The sequence below is a fragment of the Streptomyces sp. ITFR-21 genome (assembly GCF_031844685.1).
Classification (GTDB): Bacteria; Actinomycetota; Actinomycetes; order Streptomycetales; family Streptomycetaceae; genus Actinacidiphila.
Window position 1 is genome coordinate 5678467 of the sequence record NZ_CP134605.1, and the last position, 15098, is coordinate 5693564.

At 74.7% G+C, this 15098-nt stretch carries 12 protein-coding genes; 4 read left to right on the top strand and 8 right to left on the bottom strand.

Annotated features, from left to right (window positions below; translation table 11 throughout):
- Positions 1-2: 2 nt before the first annotated feature.
- The 3 genes from RLT57_RS25390 to RLT57_RS25400 are packed head-to-tail and all read right to left on the bottom strand — an operon-like array spanning position 3 to position 2313.
- Entirely contained in the window at positions 3-899 is an 897-nt protein-coding gene (locus RLT57_RS25390; RefSeq protein ID WP_311299569.1) for a hypothetical protein, read from the bottom strand.
- Positions 899-1564 (bottom strand): hypothetical protein, encoded by a 666-nt coding sequence (locus RLT57_RS25395; RefSeq protein WP_311299570.1) that lies wholly within the window; start codon positions 1562-1564, stop codon positions 899-901. Before RLT57_RS25395 ends, RLT57_RS25390 begins: the two co-directional genes overlap by 1 nt.
- Before the next feature lie 2 nt (positions 1565-1566).
- Positions 1567-2313 (bottom strand): hypothetical protein, encoded by a 747-nt coding sequence (locus tag RLT57_RS25400; RefSeq protein WP_311299571.1) that lies wholly within the window; start codon positions 2311-2313, stop codon positions 1567-1569.
- A gap of 238 nt (positions 2314-2551) precedes the next feature.
- Between RLT57_RS25400 and RLT57_RS25405 the strand changes: the two genes are divergently transcribed.
- Entirely contained in the window at positions 2552-3016 is a 465-nt protein-coding gene (locus RLT57_RS25405) for an ATP-binding protein (RefSeq protein WP_399129373.1), read from the top strand.
- A 129-nt stretch (positions 3017-3145) separates the two neighbouring features.
- Here the strand turns inward: RLT57_RS25405 and RLT57_RS25410 are convergent, their stop codons facing one another.
- Positions 3146-4228: a DUF2637 domain-containing protein gene (locus tag RLT57_RS25410; RefSeq protein WP_311299573.1), complete on the bottom strand. Its 1083-nt coding sequence runs from the start codon at positions 4226-4228 to the stop codon at positions 3146-3148.
- Between the two features lie 496 nt (positions 4229-4724).
- Between RLT57_RS25410 and RLT57_RS25415 the strand changes: the two genes are divergently transcribed.
- Positions 4725-5564, top strand: a complete 840-nt coding sequence (locus RLT57_RS25415; protein WP_432759761.1) for a GntR family transcriptional regulator — start codon at positions 4725-4727, stop codon at positions 5562-5564.
- Between the two features lie 330 nt (positions 5565-5894).
- On the opposite strand, the gene RLT57_RS25420 is transcribed toward RLT57_RS25415, so the two are convergent.
- Both RLT57_RS25420 and RLT57_RS25425 read right to left on the bottom strand, forming a co-directional pair.
- A complete protein-coding gene (locus RLT57_RS25420; RefSeq protein WP_311299575.1) occupies positions 5895-6644 on the bottom strand; it encodes a hypothetical protein in 750 nt (249 codons plus the stop codon).
- A gap of 299 nt (positions 6645-6943) precedes the next feature.
- Positions 6944-8674: a helix-turn-helix domain-containing protein gene (locus RLT57_RS25425; protein WP_311299576.1), complete on the bottom strand. Its 1731-nt coding sequence runs from the start codon at positions 8672-8674 to the stop codon at positions 6944-6946.
- Positions 8675-9108: 434 nt separating this feature from the next.
- On the opposite strand from RLT57_RS25425, the gene RLT57_RS25430 reads away from it, so the two are divergent.
- Both RLT57_RS25430 and RLT57_RS25435 read left to right on the top strand, forming a co-directional pair.
- Positions 9109-10269 (top strand): XdhC family protein, encoded by a 1161-nt coding sequence (locus RLT57_RS25430; RefSeq protein ID WP_311299577.1) that lies wholly within the window; start codon positions 9109-9111, stop codon positions 10267-10269.
- An 82-nt stretch (positions 10270-10351) separates the two neighbouring features.
- Positions 10352-11458: a winged helix DNA-binding domain-containing protein gene (locus RLT57_RS25435; RefSeq protein WP_311299578.1), complete on the top strand. Its 1107-nt coding sequence runs from the start codon at positions 10352-10354 to the stop codon at positions 11456-11458.
- A 49-nt stretch (positions 11459-11507) separates the two neighbouring features.
- On the opposite strand, the gene RLT57_RS25440 is transcribed toward RLT57_RS25435, so the two are convergent.
- Both RLT57_RS25440 and RLT57_RS25445 read right to left on the bottom strand, forming a co-directional pair.
- A complete protein-coding gene (locus RLT57_RS25440) occupies positions 11508-13493 on the bottom strand; it encodes a sigma-70 family RNA polymerase sigma factor (protein ID WP_311299579.1) in 1986 nt (661 codons plus the stop codon).
- A 143-nt stretch (positions 13494-13636) separates the two neighbouring features.
- Entirely contained in the window at positions 13637-15082 is a 1446-nt protein-coding gene (locus RLT57_RS25445; RefSeq protein WP_311299580.1) for a cellulose binding domain-containing protein, read from the bottom strand.
- Positions 15083-15098: the final 16 nt, after the last annotated feature.

Below are 15098 nucleotides of genomic sequence, written 5' to 3' on the forward strand. Positions count from 1 at the left end.
GTTCAGGGTGCGGCGGTGGTCGGCGCGACCACGACCGCGTTGCTGGGGCCGCCCACCACCTCGACCGACCGGCCGGGCCAGGGGTTGCGGACCCGCATGGTCTGCGAGGAGCCGGCCTGGATGGCCATGGTCACCGGGGTGCCGCCCTGGACCTGCACGTCGACCTTGGTGTTGCCCTGGACCGACACCGTGCCGCTGGCGTCCCAGCCGGCCGGCCAGGCCGGGGCGATCCGCAGCAGCCCGTCGTAGTCCTGCACCAGCGCCTCGTTCAGCGCGGTGGCGACACCGGACGCCTGCTCGATGTACGCCTCGGTGCCGACCGTGTTCCCGAGGTCCGCCAGGCCGTTGATGTACACCTGGTGTCCCTGCGTGATGGACGGCAGCCTGGCCGCGACCTCGCCGGACAGCCCGAGCCGGGCCGCGTCGATGGCGTCCATGCTCCAGTCGTTGCCGCCGGTCACCGCCCGGTGGTTGTACGTGCGCACCGCCAGGTCGTGCAGCGCGCCCGGGTCGTCGGTGATCAGGTTGTACGGCCAGACCGGTTCGAGGTCGAGGTTCTCGCTGTTCCGGATCTGCGCGGTGGGCTGGTACGAGTACGCGATGATGTCGTTGTTCGACGCGTCCGCGGACGGCGCCAGCACCTGGGTGCGGCCGTAGTCGGTCCGCGCCCACGGCGGGATCTGGCCGATCGCGGTGTTCAGCTGGCCGACGAACGCGCTGTCGGTGCCCAGCGGTTGGGCCGCCTGGATGACGACAGGGAAGAGCGCGGAGTCCGCCGCCAGGTCGGTGGTCGGGTCCTGCACCGCCCACTGCGTCTCGTGCGCGTTGGCGACCGCGTGCAGCTTCCCGTCCGAGCCGGCCTTCTGGTAGGCGAGCAGGAAGGTCGCCGAGTCCTTCATCAACGGGCAGTACGCCCGCAGGAAGTCGATGTCCCCGGTGTCCTGTACTGCTGCCAGACGTACAGGCTGATCTCGGCGCCGGAGGTGATGTCCAGGGCGTTCCAGTTGGGGCTGCCCGGCTGGCTGCAGGCGGCGTTGGCGCCCGCGCCGGGGTCGCCGCCGTTGCCGTTGCCGTTGCCGTTGAAGCGCATCACCTCCGGGACGCAGGCCCCCGGCAAACCGCCCATCTGCTGTCTGGTCCAGGTCTCGATGGCGGCGAGGTTGTTCTGGTACAGGTTGAAGATCGGGATGTTCAGCGCGAAGTCGCCGCTGCTCATGTTGGCCGAGATCTGGGTGCGCAGGTTCCACAGCCAGGTCGCCGAGGGTGTCCGGTTCTGGTGGTCCTGGCCGAAGTTGAACATGCCGGCGACGCCGGCCTGGCTGCCCGGGACGGTGCCGCGCATCGAGGCGGCCTCCATGAACAGGTAGACGGCGCGCAGCGACTCCGTGTACTGCGCCTCGCCGTCGGACGAGGTGGCCTCCAGCGTGCCGGTGTTGGCCCGGTAGTCGGCCCACCACGACTGCTGCGAGGACAGCAGCGAGGACTCGGCGTCGGTGGGGTCGGAGCCGAGCAGGTTCGACGCGGTGGTGGCCGCGTTGCCGCCGGTCCAGGTGGGCGCGCCCACGATCACCCGGTACGAGCCGTCGGTGTCTGGTGTGAACGTGGTCCCACCTGGGTGGAGTTGACCACCGCGGAGGTCACGCTGCGACCGCCGGCGGTGATCGCGGCCAGCGAGCAGAAGGTGCGGCCGGAGTGGCCGGCCTCGGAGTCGTCCACCCAGGTCTCGGCGAGGGTGCCGGTGGCACCGGAGACGGCGGCCTGCGGACTGCGGCCGGACCACAGGCTGACGGTGGCGGTCTGCTGGGCGCTGGGGTTGGCGCCGGTGACGTCGACGATCAGCTCGTCCTTGGTGGCCGACACCCACGCCTTGAGCGTCATGCCGCCGCCGGACTCGTTGAGCACTCCGGTGTAGAGGTCGAGGTAGCCCTTGAAGTCGGCGGCGCCGGTGAGCGTGGACAGGCCCGGGATCTGCACCTGGCCCGGCGACAGCCGGCCGGGCAGTGTGTCGGCCCGGTTGAGCTGGGCGGTGAACCCGCCCGCGGCCCAGGCGGCCACGCCCAGCGAGCCGTTGCCCAGCGGCAGCGACTGGGCGGCGGCCGGGTTCGGCCTGCCGAGCACGATGTCGGAGCGGCGGATCACATCGGGGGTGTCGACATGGAAACCGCCGCTCTGCCATGCCGTGGTGGGGGTGGCCGCCGAAGCGGACCGGGACACGACGGGCACCAGCAGGCCGGCCGCGAGCAGTGCGGCGGCGACGATGGCGGGTGGTCGGACCGTTCGGTGGCGTCCGAACGGACGATGCTGTGAGTACACGCCCCTCCCGAGGCAACGGGACATACGACACAGGCGACGCAACATGTGGGAAACACGTGGGATGAGTGCGCCACACAGGGGTGGCCGGGTGGGGGCATGTCAAGCGTTCCGGCAGTGTTTCGGTCTCAATACATCGGACGTATCGAGGGATCCGCCAGGGAATTGGTCCGAACCAGCCAGAGAGTCACCAGCCCCATGACTGGACCCCGCGGAGGTGGGGCATGCCTAATACCAGGGGATGCGGACCGGATTCGATCGGGGGAAGCACACGGACATCACGGGGCACAGACTGCGGTACGCGGTGGGACGGGCCGACCTTCCCGCCGTGTCCGAGACCCGCGGACTGCTGCGCGACCACTTGCGGCGCTGGGGCGTACCGGCACTGTCGGACACGGTGGAGCTGCTCGCCACCGAGCTCCTCACCAACGCGCTCCAGCACACCGGCGGCGGGGCCGTGCTGACGGCCATCCTGACGCCCGCGCCCGGACACCGGCTGCGGGTGGAGGTACGGGACTCCGTCGCCAGGCGGCCGCGGACGCCCGCGCCCGGCGCGGTCGAACGGGCCGTCGCCAGCGGCGAACACGGCACCTCCGGGCGCGGGTTGATCCTGGTCGAGGCGCTCGCCGACTCCTGGGGCGCGCAGGCGCAGGGCAGCGGCAAGGTGGTGTGGTTCGAACTCGACGCCCGCGCGACGGCGGCATGACCGGCGCCGGGGGAGCGGACACGGGAACGGCGTGACCCCCGGGGGAGGCCCTCCCTCCCGCCCGCGGTCACGCCGTCCGTGCTGCATCCGCGCCGGTTCAGGCGCGGCAGCTCGCCGACTTCCCCGAACTCAGCCGAACTGACGCTCCAGGTCCTGGAGTTTGCGCTCCAGCGAGTCCAGCCGGGGCAGTGTCAGCGTGTCGTCCTCTGCCGTCAGATCGACGGTGTAGGGGGCTTCGGCAGTCGCGGACCCGGTCGCCTCCGCGTCCTCGCGGACCGGCTGGAGGGCGGGCCTGGCGCGTACCGGCAGCTCGCCGGCCGGGAGTTCGGTGGAAACTCCTATGGCAGGCTCCGATGCGGGCTGGCCGCCGGCGGCGCTGGCCGCGGGCAGCTCCACCTGACGGCCGCCGCGGCCACCGCGGGGCCAGGGCCGGTGCTGCCGGTTGAACGCCTTGATGCGGGCCCGCTCCAGGCGGTCGTGGTCCCGGCGCCGCATCGCGCTCTGCTCGCGCTGCCGCTTGTCCTCGCGGACCTCTTCGACCGCCTCGTCCAGCGACCGCACGTTCTCCAGCAGCATCAACGACCAGGCGCCGTACGTCTCACGCGGCGCGCGCAGCCAGCGGACCATCCGGATCTGCGGCAGCGGACGCGGCACCAGGCCCTGCTCGCGCAGCGCGGCCCGGCGGGTCTGCTTCAGCGCCCGGTCGAAGAGCACCGCGGCGGACAGCGACATGCCCGCGAAGAACTGCGGGGCACCGGCGTGCTCTATGCCGCGCGGCGCGTGCACCCAGTTGAACCAGGCGGCGGCGCCGGCGAACAGCCAGACCAGCATGCGCGAGCCGAGCGCCGCGTCGCCGTGGCTGGCCTCGCGGACCGCCAGCACCGAGCAGAACATGGCGGCGCCGTCCAGGCCGAACGGTACGAGGTACTCCCAGCCGTTGGTCAGTCCCAGGTTCTGCTGGCCGAAGCCCACCAGGCCGTGGAAGGAGAGCGCGGCGGCGACCGCGGCGCAGCAGAACAGCAGCACGTAGGAGGCGCTGCCGTAGACGGCCTCCTTGCGCCGCCGCCGTTCCTCGCTGCGCTCCCAGGAGTCCGCCTGTGCATCCGCGCCGGACGCGCGGCGGTTGCGGACCACGACGACGCAGGCAGCCAGAACGACCAGGCCGACGGCGCCCGAGATCGTCCAGTTCAGCGAAATGTCGGAAAGTCTCATGTGCGAATCCTCGTGTCGCTTCCGTCGCGCTCGGGCCGCGGGACGGCTCACGACCGACATCGTTGCGAAGAGCGCGGATACGTGCAGACGTTATGACGCAAGAGCACGCGTACGGTACCGGTACTCGAACTCTCGTGCCACGACGGCTGAGTTGACCGGAATCGTAGCGTGAGCGGTCATGCGGCATGCGCCCGGCGGCCGATCCGGTCCGAACAACCGGCCGGTGAACAGCCCGGACAGGGGGCGGAGGGGTTGATGGGACGGAAGAAGTGGTGAGTTGGCGGACTTTTGGTCCGACGCTCCTTTGCGGCGGCGGTACGTGACTGGGTGACGTTATCCGATCGGCGCCGGTGGATGCGCGGCGTGGTGGGATCGGCGGGGTCGGACCGGCCGGACGACGCTGCGGCCGCGCACGGACGGCGGGTGGCCGCAGGGGGGCCGGCGCCGCCGCGGGGGGTGCGGTACGGCCGCGGCCCCGGGGACGCGGGGGACTAACCTGGCGGCAGCGCGCCGCCCCGGCCGGGGGCCGGCGCGGTGGACGACGGCGAGGGGACGGGATCCGGTGGAGCCAGCCGCTCGTGCCCGGGTACCGGACGCGCGCGGACCCGGGGCGGACCCGGCCACCGTGCCGCCGGGGCCTACCCGGCCGTGGCCGGACCCGCGCGAGCGCGGAGCCGGGCCGTCGCCGCGACGGCCGCCCGAGCGGCTCTCGGTACGCGACCAGGTCCTCGGGGCACTGCGCCAGGAGATCGTCGGCGGCGCGCTGACGCCGGGATCTGTGCACTCCGCGCCCGCGCTCGCCGCCCGCTTCGGGGTGTCGGCCACACCGGTGCGGGAGGCGATGCAGCTGCTGGCGCGGGAGGGGGCCGTGGAGGTGCTGCCCAACCGGGGGTTCCGGATCGCCGAGCGCAGCGCGCGGGACCTCGAGGAGCTGGCGGAGGTGCGGGCGCTGCTGGAGGTGCCGGTGGTGCTGGCGCTCGCGCGCAGCGTGCCGCCCGGCCGATGGGAGGCCCTGAGGCCGCTCGCCGCGGCCACGGTGACGGCGGCGGCGCGCGGCGACAGGGCCGCGTACGCCGAGTCCGACCGGGCCTTCCACCGCGCGCTGCTGGAGTTCTCCGGCAACCTCCAGCTGGTCGCCGTCGCCGACGAGCTCCACCGCCGCGCCCAGTGGCCGCTGTCCGCCCCCCGCGGCGCATCCCCGCCCCCCGCCCGCCCCGCCGCCCTCCTCGCCGACGCCACCGAGCACAGCGTCCTGCTCGAAGCCCTGATCGCCGGCGACGTCCGCACGGTCGAGTCCCTGGCCCGCGAACACTTCTCCGGCTCCACCCGGGGTTAGGGCCTGCCGTTCGGATCTGCCCGGGTGGCGGGGCGGGGCGGGGTCCGGTGCGGTTGCGGCTGCGCGGCGGAGGAGAAAGGCGGCGTGGTGCGCCGCCGCCCGGCGGGAAAGCGGTGGGCGCGCGTGCCGGGACCCGGAATGCCGCGCGGATCGCCACGACAGGCCCGCACCGCCCACGGGACACCCCGTGCCCCGCGCGGGCGGCTCCTCCGGGGGCGCCCCCGAGCGCGTAAACGTCTCCTGTCTCCGTGCGGGTGGGCCCGGGAATGCCCGGTGGTCCCGGGCCCGCGCGGGGGCCTGCGGACCGCCCCGGGTCTTCCGGAGGGGCCGCTACGCGGTGAAGGCCGGGGCGAGCCAGGCGGGGACGCCGCCCAGGAGTTCGTAGAGGCGGGCGGCTTCGGCGTGGAGGCGGTCGGCGGTGTCCTCCGGCTCGAGGTCGGCGAGGGAGAGGAGGGCGGGGGCGGTGCCGACGAGGTGGCCGAGGGCGACGCGGATCCGCAGCGACTCGGCGAAGCCGTGCCGCGCCTCGGCGAGGTCGCCGTCGGCCGCGGCGAGACCCGCCAGGTGGCGCCACGTGAACGAGGTCAGGAAGGTGTCGCCGTGGGCCACCGCGCCCGCGTGCGCCCGGCGGAAGGCGGCCCGCGCGGCAGCCGGGTTGACGGCGATGTTCTCGGCGACCAGCCCCCGCCGGAAGTCCAGCAGCGGCCGGCCGGGCGACCCCGGCGAGAGCAGCGCCGCGCTGCGCCCGAAAGCGGACCGCGCCTCGTCCGCCCGGTCCCGAACCGAAAAGAGCGTCGCCCCGTAGGCGAGATACCCCCGCTCCGAGGCCGCCGCCCCCCGCTCCTCGTCCGTGCCGGCCAGCGCCTCCGCGAGCCGCAGCGCGTCCTCCGCCTCGGCCCACCCTTCGAGCTGGTAGAAGCACCCCTCGACCAGCAGTTCCGCCCTGCTCAGCGCCGCCCGCGCGTCGTCGGCGCAGTAGGGGGCGAGCAGCGCCGCCGCCTCCGACCAGCAGCCGCGCGCCCGCAGCCGCCACACGTCCGGTACCCCGACCACAGATTCCGACAGGGCGGTGTCCGCCACAGCCTCTCCCCCAAGCGCGTCGTCGAGCCAGTGTGAGTGAGCACATACCCCTGTGGGTGTTGCACTTGTGCGTTGGTGCAGGCGGTCGACTGTGCAGTTGTCCCGGAGATGTCCGCCAGTTGACAGCCAGTGGCGGAAGTCCAGCACGGGGAGGGGGCCCGCGCCAAGGGGTCGGAGATCACTTCTTGTGAACGGGATCACTAATGCCCCGTGTCCGGACCCGCCGATCACCGGACCCCGCAGGCGCGCCGCGCCCCCGCCCCGAACGCCCCGCGCCCCCGGCACCCGGCCCCCTCGCCTCAGCTCATCCGCAGCGCCAGGAAGAAATCCAGCTTGTCCTCCAGCCGCGCCAGATCCCGCCCGGTCAACTGCTCGATCCGCCCGATCCGGTACCGCAGCGTGTTGACGTGCAGATGCAGCCGCGTCGCACACCGCGTCCACGAACCGTCGCAGTCCAAGAACGCCTCCAGTGTCGGGATCAGCTCGGCCCGGTGCCGCCGGTCGTACGCCCGCAGCGGGTCCAGCAGCCGGGCGGTGAAGGCACGGCGCACGTCGTCCGGTACGAACGGCAGCAGCAGGACGTGCGAGGCCAGCTCCTCGTGCCCGGCGGCGCACACGCGTCCGGGCCGGGCCGCCGCCACCCGCCGGGCGTGCCGGGCCTCCTCCAGCGCGCCGCGCAGCCCCTCCGGCGAGTGCACTGCCGCGCTGACGCCGACGGTCAGCCGGCCGTCCTCGCCCAGCCCCCGCGACATCGGCCCGCGCAGCACCTCCAGCAGCCGTTCGGCGGCCAGCGGCGCCGCCCCGCCGACCTCCCCCGCCGCGTCGGCCACCGTACCCGCCGCGCCACCCGTGCCGGCCGCAGCCGTGCCCGCCGTGCCCGCCGTCTCCCCGGCCGCCCGCGGCGGCAGCGGTACCAGCGCCATCGCCTCGTCGTCCGCGTAGGCGACCGCGAGCCGGTCGGCGGCGTCCGGGCCCGTCGCGGAGGGATCGGCCAGCGCCTCCTCCAGCAGGGCCTGCGCCACCGGCCCCGACGGCACCCCGCCGCCCGCCCAGTCCACCCGGGCCACCACGATCTGCCAGGACGGGACCCCGCCCGCGCCCGGCACCAGCACCGGGGCCGCCGCCCGCAGCCGCGCCCCGACCTCGGCCGGCGGCGCCCCGCCGCGTACCAGCTCGAAGACCTCCGCGGCCAGCCGCCGCCGTACCGCGCGGGCCGCGTCGCGCCGGTCCCGCTCGACCGCGACCAGCTGCGTCACCCCGCGCAGCAGGTCGAGCCGCTCGGCCGGCCAGTCGCCCGCGTCCGCGGCCACCGCCAGGAACCAGTCCGACAGCACCCCGGCCCGTACGTCCCCGGTCCCGGCGCCCGCCCGGACCGGGAAGAGCGAGTACGTACGGCCGCCCGGCGCGGACACCCGGTGCGGCGCCGGGCGGCCGGTCCGGGCCGCGGCCTGCTGGGCGCCGGCCAGCTCCGCGCGCAGCGCGGCCGGCAGCGGGTGGTCCGAGCCGCCGATCACCCGCCCGGTGGCCGACAGCACCCAGGCCCGCAGGTCCAGATCGCTGCCGAGCAGGTCCAGCACCGCGTCCGGGCCGCCGCCGGCCGGGCCCGGCGACATCAGCCGCCGGTGCCGGTCGACGACCGCCGCCAGGTCCCCGGCCCGCTCGCCGGAGACCTGCCGCACCACGTACTCGGTGATGCTGGCGAAGGACACCCGCTCGTCCACCGCGAACAGCGGCAGCCCGCTGCGGGCACAGGCCGCCACCAGGTCCGCGGGAACGCGGTGCAGGCCCGCCTCGCCGGCCGCGAGGGCGGCCACCCCGGCGGCGGCCAGGATCCGTACGAAGGGCTCGGAGTCGGCAGGTCCGTGCCACCAGGCGAGCCCGGTGAGCACCAGCTCGCCGCCGGCCAGGTAGCGGCTGGGATCCCGCAGGTCCGTCGTCATGACGCCGCGCACCGCGCGGTCCAGCTCCTCCTCGCCGCCCAGCAGCCGCAGGCCGAGGCCGTCGATCTCCAGCAGTGTGCGCAGCCGCATCGTCGCCGCCTTGTCGTGAGCAGTCCGTGGGCGTGATCACATCGTGAGCATCCCAGCGTGACCGGGCAGTCGTTCCATCGGTATTGCCGGTCGGATGCCGCGAGGTTTCCGAACGGGTCCTTTCGGAGGAATCTACAAGACCCGCCCGCCGGCCAGCGGCGCGCTTCGGGTTTTCGGTGACTGCGGCCGGGGGCGCCGACTGCCGTGTAATGGCCGTACGCCGTGTGCGCCGCCCGGCCGGAAGGCGTCCGCCGGGCCCGTACCGCGAGCCCGGCGGCCCCCGCGGATCCCGGTCGCGGTCCGCGCCGGCCGCGTCGCGAAGGACCGCCGGGCGACGGGGCGGCCCGGCAGCCCGTCGGTGAGGTGGCCGGGCGGTGAGGTGGCCGGGCGGCGAGGTAGCCGGTCAGCCGGTCAGCAGAGGGAGTTGAGCCACCGTGCTGGACATCGCCGACGAGCTGCACCGCTGGTGCGCGGACGGCCGGCCGTTCGCGGTCGCGACCGTAGCCGCCACCGGCGGCAGCGCCCCGCGGCAGCCTGGCGCCGCCCTCGCGGTGGACGGCGAGGGGACCGCGGTCGGCAGCGTGTCCGGCGGCTGCGTCGAGGGCGCCGTCTACGAGCTGTGCCGCGAGGTCCTGGCCGGGGACGCCCCCGGCACGCTGCTGGAGCGCTTCGGCTACTCCGACGACGACGCCTTCGCGGTCGGCCTGTCCTGCGGCGGCGAGATCGACGTCCTGGTCCAGCGGATCGATCCCGCCGCCCGCCCCGAACTGGCCGGGGCGCTGGCCGCCGCCGCCTTCCGCGAACCGGCCGCGGTGGCCCGGATCGCGGCGGGCCCGGCGCGGCTGCTCGGCCGGGCCCTGCTGGTACGGCGGCAGGGCCGTCCCGAGGGCTCGCTCGGCGACCCGCTCCTGGACCGCACCGGTGCCGGCGAGGCACGGGCGATGCTCGCGGCCGGCCGCACCGGTCCCGTCCGGATCGGCGCGGACGGCGGCCGCTGCGGGGTACCGGTCACCCTGCTGGTCGAGTCGAGCGTGCCGCCGCCCCGGATGCTGGTGTTCGGCGCGATCGACTTCGCCGCCGCCCTGGCACGCGTCGGGACGTTTCTCGGCTACCGGGTCACCGTCTGCGACGCGCGGCCGGTGTTCGCCACCGGGCGGCGCTTCCCCGAGGCCGACGAGGTGGTCGTGGACTGGCCGCACCGCTACCTCGGCGCCGAGGCCCGCGCCGGCCGGATCGACCCGCGCACGGTGGTCTGCGTGCTCACCCACGACCCCAGGTTCGACGTGCCGCTGCTGGAGCGGGCGCTGCGCCTTCCGGTCGCCTACGTCGGCGCCATGGGCTCGCGCCGCACCCACGTCCAGCGGCTGGACCGGCTGCGCGAGGCCGGCCTGGCCGCGTCCGACCTGGCCCGGCTGCGGTCCCCGATCGGCCTCGACCTCGGCGCCCGCACCCCCGAGGAGACCGCGCTGTCCATCGCCGCCGAGATCGTCGCCGCCCGCGGCGGCGGCACCGGCCTCCCGCTGACCGGCGCGGCCACCCCCATCCACCACGACCCGCCGCCGGCCTCCCCCCGGGCAGGTGTCCCGGCGGTGTGACCGGCGGGCCCGCGGCGGGCCGTCAGGGCCGTCCACGCCGCCGCGGACCGGGACTGTCGGTGGTGGCCCCTACCGTGGGCCCATGCCCGCCACCGTAAACCGCCGCACCCTCAACCGGACCCTGTTGGACCGCCAACTCCTTTTGGAGCGGGCCGATATGGGGATCGAGGAGGCGGTCAGCCACCTGCTGGGGCTCCAGTCGCAGGTGCCCGGCTCGCCGTACCCCGGGCTGTGGGGCCGGCTGCGCGGCTTCACGTTCGAGCGGCTCGGGCGGCTGCTGACCGAGCGGCGGGTGGTCCGGCTGGGGCTGATGCGGAACACCGTGCACCTGGTGACGGCGGCGGACGCGCTGCGGCTGCGGAGCTGGCTGCGGCCGAAGTTCGAACGGGATTGGCGCTCCTCGCCGTGGGCGGCGGGGACCACCGGCGTGGACATGTCCGCGCTGGTCGCGCTCGGCCGCCGGGCGCTGCGCGAACGGCCGCTCGGGCCCGCCGAGCTGAAGGCGGTGCTGGGTGAGCGCTTTCCCGCCGCCGACCCGGAGTCCCTCGTCGGCGCGCTCCGGACGGTGGCGCCGCTGGTGCAGCTGCCGCCGCGCGGGGTGTGGGGCGCGGCCGGCGGCGGCCTGCGGTACGCGTTCCTCGACGACTGGGTCGGCCGGCCGCTCGCCGGGGACCCGGGTCCGGCCGGTACGGTCCGCCGCTACCTGGCCGCGTACGGTCCCGCCACCCCCGCCGACATGCAGAAGTGGAGCGGGCTCACCGGCCTGGGGCCCGTCTTCGCCGGCATGGACCTGCGCACGTACACCGGCGAGGACGGGCGGCGCCTGTACGACCTGCCGGACGCGGCGCTGGCCGACCCGGCGCTGCCGGCGCCCGCCCGGTTCGTCGCCGACTTCGACAACCTCCTCCTGTCGCACGCCGACCGCACCCGCATCCTCGGCGACGTACCCAAGACCCGGGTGATCACCGTCAACGGCCTGGTCCGCGGCACCGTCCTGATCGACGGCTTCGTCGGCGGCACCTGGCGCTTCGAACGCACGAAGGGGGTGGCGGCCGCCGTCGCCGTCACCCCCTTCACCGCGCTGCGCGCCGCGGACCGCGACACCCTGGCCGAGGAGGGCGCCCGGCTGCTGGCCGCCGCCGACCCGGCCGCGGCGGCCTACGACGTCCGCTTCGAGCCCCCGGCCTAGGGCCGGTCGGGGGGCCTCCGCGGAGATGCCCCCGGCTGCCCCCGCCCTGCTAGCCCGCCGCCTCGAACGCCCGCCCCGCGGGCGTCTCCGCCGGGCCGCTGCGGAACAGCCCGCTGCTCGGCTCGCCGTCGTCGGCCGGCAGCCCGAACCAGGCGTACCGCTGGAGGTACGACAGTCCGTCCAGCATCTTCGCGGCCGACGTGACGAACGCGGCCTGCTGCTGGTCGGTCGGGAAGCGGGTGCCGTCGGAGAAGTCGATCAGCGCGAACTCGGTCAGCCAGATCGGCCTGTGGTACCGGTTGTAGACCGCCTGGAGGTACGACTTGAGCTGGGCCACCGCGTTCGCCGTGGTGAAGTCGCCGCCGTACCAGTGCAGGGTGATGAAGTCGACCCGGTAGCCCTTGGCCTGCGCGCCGGACATGAAGCGGTCCAGCCAGCCGCCCGCGGTGTCGCCGCCGTACGCCACCGCCGGGCTGCCCAGCACCTTGCCGGTGTCCATCAGCTTCGGCCACAGCGACAGCGCCTGGTCCACCGTCATGTTCGACTGCTGCGCCATGTCGGGCTCGTTGAAGCCCAGCAGGTACGGGCCGGCCGCCTTCGCCTGCGCCAGCGAGTTCGCGTCGACGCTGTTCGCGCCCCAGATCATCGGTACGAAGCCGGGGCCGCTGATACCGCTGTGGGTCGGCGACCAGGTGTAGTACCAGCCCGCGCCGGACCGGGCCAGCGCGGTGTTCACCCCGTTGAAGGACCACACACCGACGCCCTTGCGGACCGAGCTGACCGGGGGCGCGGGTGGCGGGGCCACCGGGGGTTTCGCCGGGGCGTGGGTGGTGGCCTTCGGGGTGGGCTTCCGGGCGGGCGGCTTCCTCGCCGGTGCGGGCGACTTCGCGGGCGTCGTCGTCACCGGCGGCGGCGTGGTGGCGGCCCGCAGCGTCGCGGCCGGCCGGGTGGCGGCCGCCTGGTGCGCGGCGGGCGCCGGGCTGCCGGCCGACAGGTGGACGGCCAGCAGGGCGCCGGCGGCGACCGCCGCGACGGCGCCCATGGCGGCCGCGGGCACCGCGAGCGGGCCGTGCAGCAACCGCGGCCGGGCCCTTCGCAGGCCGTGGGCCCCTCGTCGCGCACCGCTCCGCACCGGGGGGTGGGAGTGCGGAGCGGTGCGCGGGGCCGCTGGGGGAGCGGCCTGGGAGGGTGGTACCGGGGAGGCGGGCGAGTGCGCGGGCATCGGGACGAGGCCCGGGTGCGGGGTGGCGAACGGGGTGCCGATCGGCACCGGCAGCAGCGGCAGACCGCTGAGCAGCCGGTCCACCGGCAGCAGTACCCCGCCGACCCGGCCGCAGGTCCGGCAGTTGCGGACGTGCCGGGCGAACCGCTTGCGCCACAGCGGGCTGGGCACGCCGTCCCAGCCGCCGGCCAGCTGGTGCAGGTCGGGGCACTCCTCGGCGGCGCCGAGGGCCCGCACCACGGTCCTGGAGGTCTCCAGCTGCTCCTTCATCCGCTGGACCTTGACCGCCGCGTGCTGCCGGCTCAGGCCGAGCGCGCCGGCCAGCTCCGAGCGGCCGATGTCGCCGGTCTCCTCCAGCCACCACAGCGCCAGCAGCGTACGGTCGTCCGGGTCGAGCCAGCGGGTGGCCTCGGCGATCTCCCGGCGCTGGTCGGTCAGCCCGAGACGCAGGATCGTCACCGAGGCGAAGTCGGAGGCCGGGTCGGGTAGCAGCTCGGCGGTGTCCAGCGCGGTCTGCTGGTGCCAGGACGCCTTGCGGGCCTGCTCGCGGTCCCGGACCTGCCGGACCGCGATCGCCACCAGCCAGGACCGGAACGCGGCCGGGTCGCGCAGCTCGCCGAGCCCGCGCACCACCCGCAGCAGTGTCTCCTGCACCACGTCGTCGACGTCGTCGTGGCCGTCCAGCGCACGGCCCACGATGTTGTAGACCAGCGGCAGGCATTCCGCGACGAGCAGATCCAGTGCCCGCTGGTCGCCCGCCCGTGCCGCGACCACCATGCCGGGGTCGGGCCCGACCCGATCGCCTGCGCGCATCACAGCCCCATTCTTGTTCGCTTTCTCTGCCCTCGAACAGGAGACGGTCCCATGACCTGCGGATAACAGAAAAGTCCGGCACCGGAAAAGACCGCCGCCCGCACCCGGGAGCACCGGGTGCGGGCGGCGGGCGCGGGGCGCGGTCAGCTCGCCGGGACGGTGTCCTTGAAGGCGGTGCCGGCCGCGCGCAGCCCGGACACCGCGGACTGGACCTGCGCCGGGGTCAGCACCTGGTCCTTGAGGAAGTACACGTAGTCCACCCGCTCGTTGTACGAACGCGCGGTGCCGCCGGTCTGGCCCGCCAGGTCGATCAGCCAGTGGTTGAAGTCGATGAACTGGCCGACCTCCGGCAGGTACGGCTCACCGTGGGTCGCCACGGTTTGGCCGTCGACGGAGTAGGTGATGGCGGTGCCGTCGACGGTGATCTGGAGGTCGTGCCAGCCGTCCAGGCTCCCGTACTGCTGGCCGTGGGTGTTGACGGCGTTCCACGGGTCCGGGTTGTACGTCTCCCAGGAGGTCTCGTACATGATGTCCTGGGTCTCGCCCCAGCCGCCGTTGGGCAGGTACTCGAAGTCCTGCTCGCTGTAGTTCGGGTCCATCGGGGCGTTCAGCGGGGTGAAGTTGAAGAAGGTCTGGACGACGTGGTCGCCGTCCGGCCCGCCGGTCGGGGTGTCGTTGAACTTCACCCGGGCCGCGTAGGTGCCGTTCTTGAACTTCTGCGCGGTGGTCTGGATCTCGGTCTCCCGGGTGCCGGCCGCGGTGCCGTCCGTGGTCAGCTTCAGGTTCATCACCTTGTCCGAGCCGTCGGTGACGAAGGTGACGTCCTGCGGCGACCAGGTGGCGCCGGCCACCCCCGGGCCGCCCTGGCCGGACTTGACGGTCCAGCCGTGCTGCTGGATCGCCGGGTCGGAGCTCGCGGTGTAGCTGAAGTCGTCGAACAGCGTCGGCCCGGTGGGTACGGTGCCGCCGCCAGGACCGGTCGGCGGGGTCGTCGGCGGCGTGGTGGGGGGTGTGGTGGGCGGCGTCGGGTCGTTGCCGGCCGGCGCGGTGCCCCAGATCACCGCGCCGTTGTCCTGCACGGTCACCTTCGACCAGTCGGCGTACGCGGTCTGGGCGCCGTTGAAGGAGTAGTCGTCGGACTGGGTGAGGGTCTGCCAGTCGGCGCGGTAGAACCGCAGCTGCATGTCGCCGGTGTTCTGCCCCGGCGCCAGCGAGCCGGCGCCCGCGGTGAAGCCGATCTCCAGGTAGCGGTCCGCGGTCGCGGTGGGGTTGGCGAGCGTGCCGAACGTGCCGGTGACGTTGGCGCAGCCCCTGACCGCCCAGGAGCAGGCGAAGCGGTAGGTGATCGACGGGCCGTCGGACTTGAAGTAGTACCGCACGGTCACCCGGCTGAGCGGCACCGAGGTGCTGCCGGTGTCGGTGAGCTCCAGCCACGGCTCCGTCTGGTCGGCGGTGGCCCCGGAGGCGCTCGTACGGTACTGGGCGGTGAGCGAGTCCTGCGCGGCGGACGCGGGCAGCGCGGTGAGCGCGGCGCAGGCGAGACCGGCGGCCGTGCACACCGCTACGGCGGTACGGACCCTGGCGGACACCCGGAACTTTCCTGAC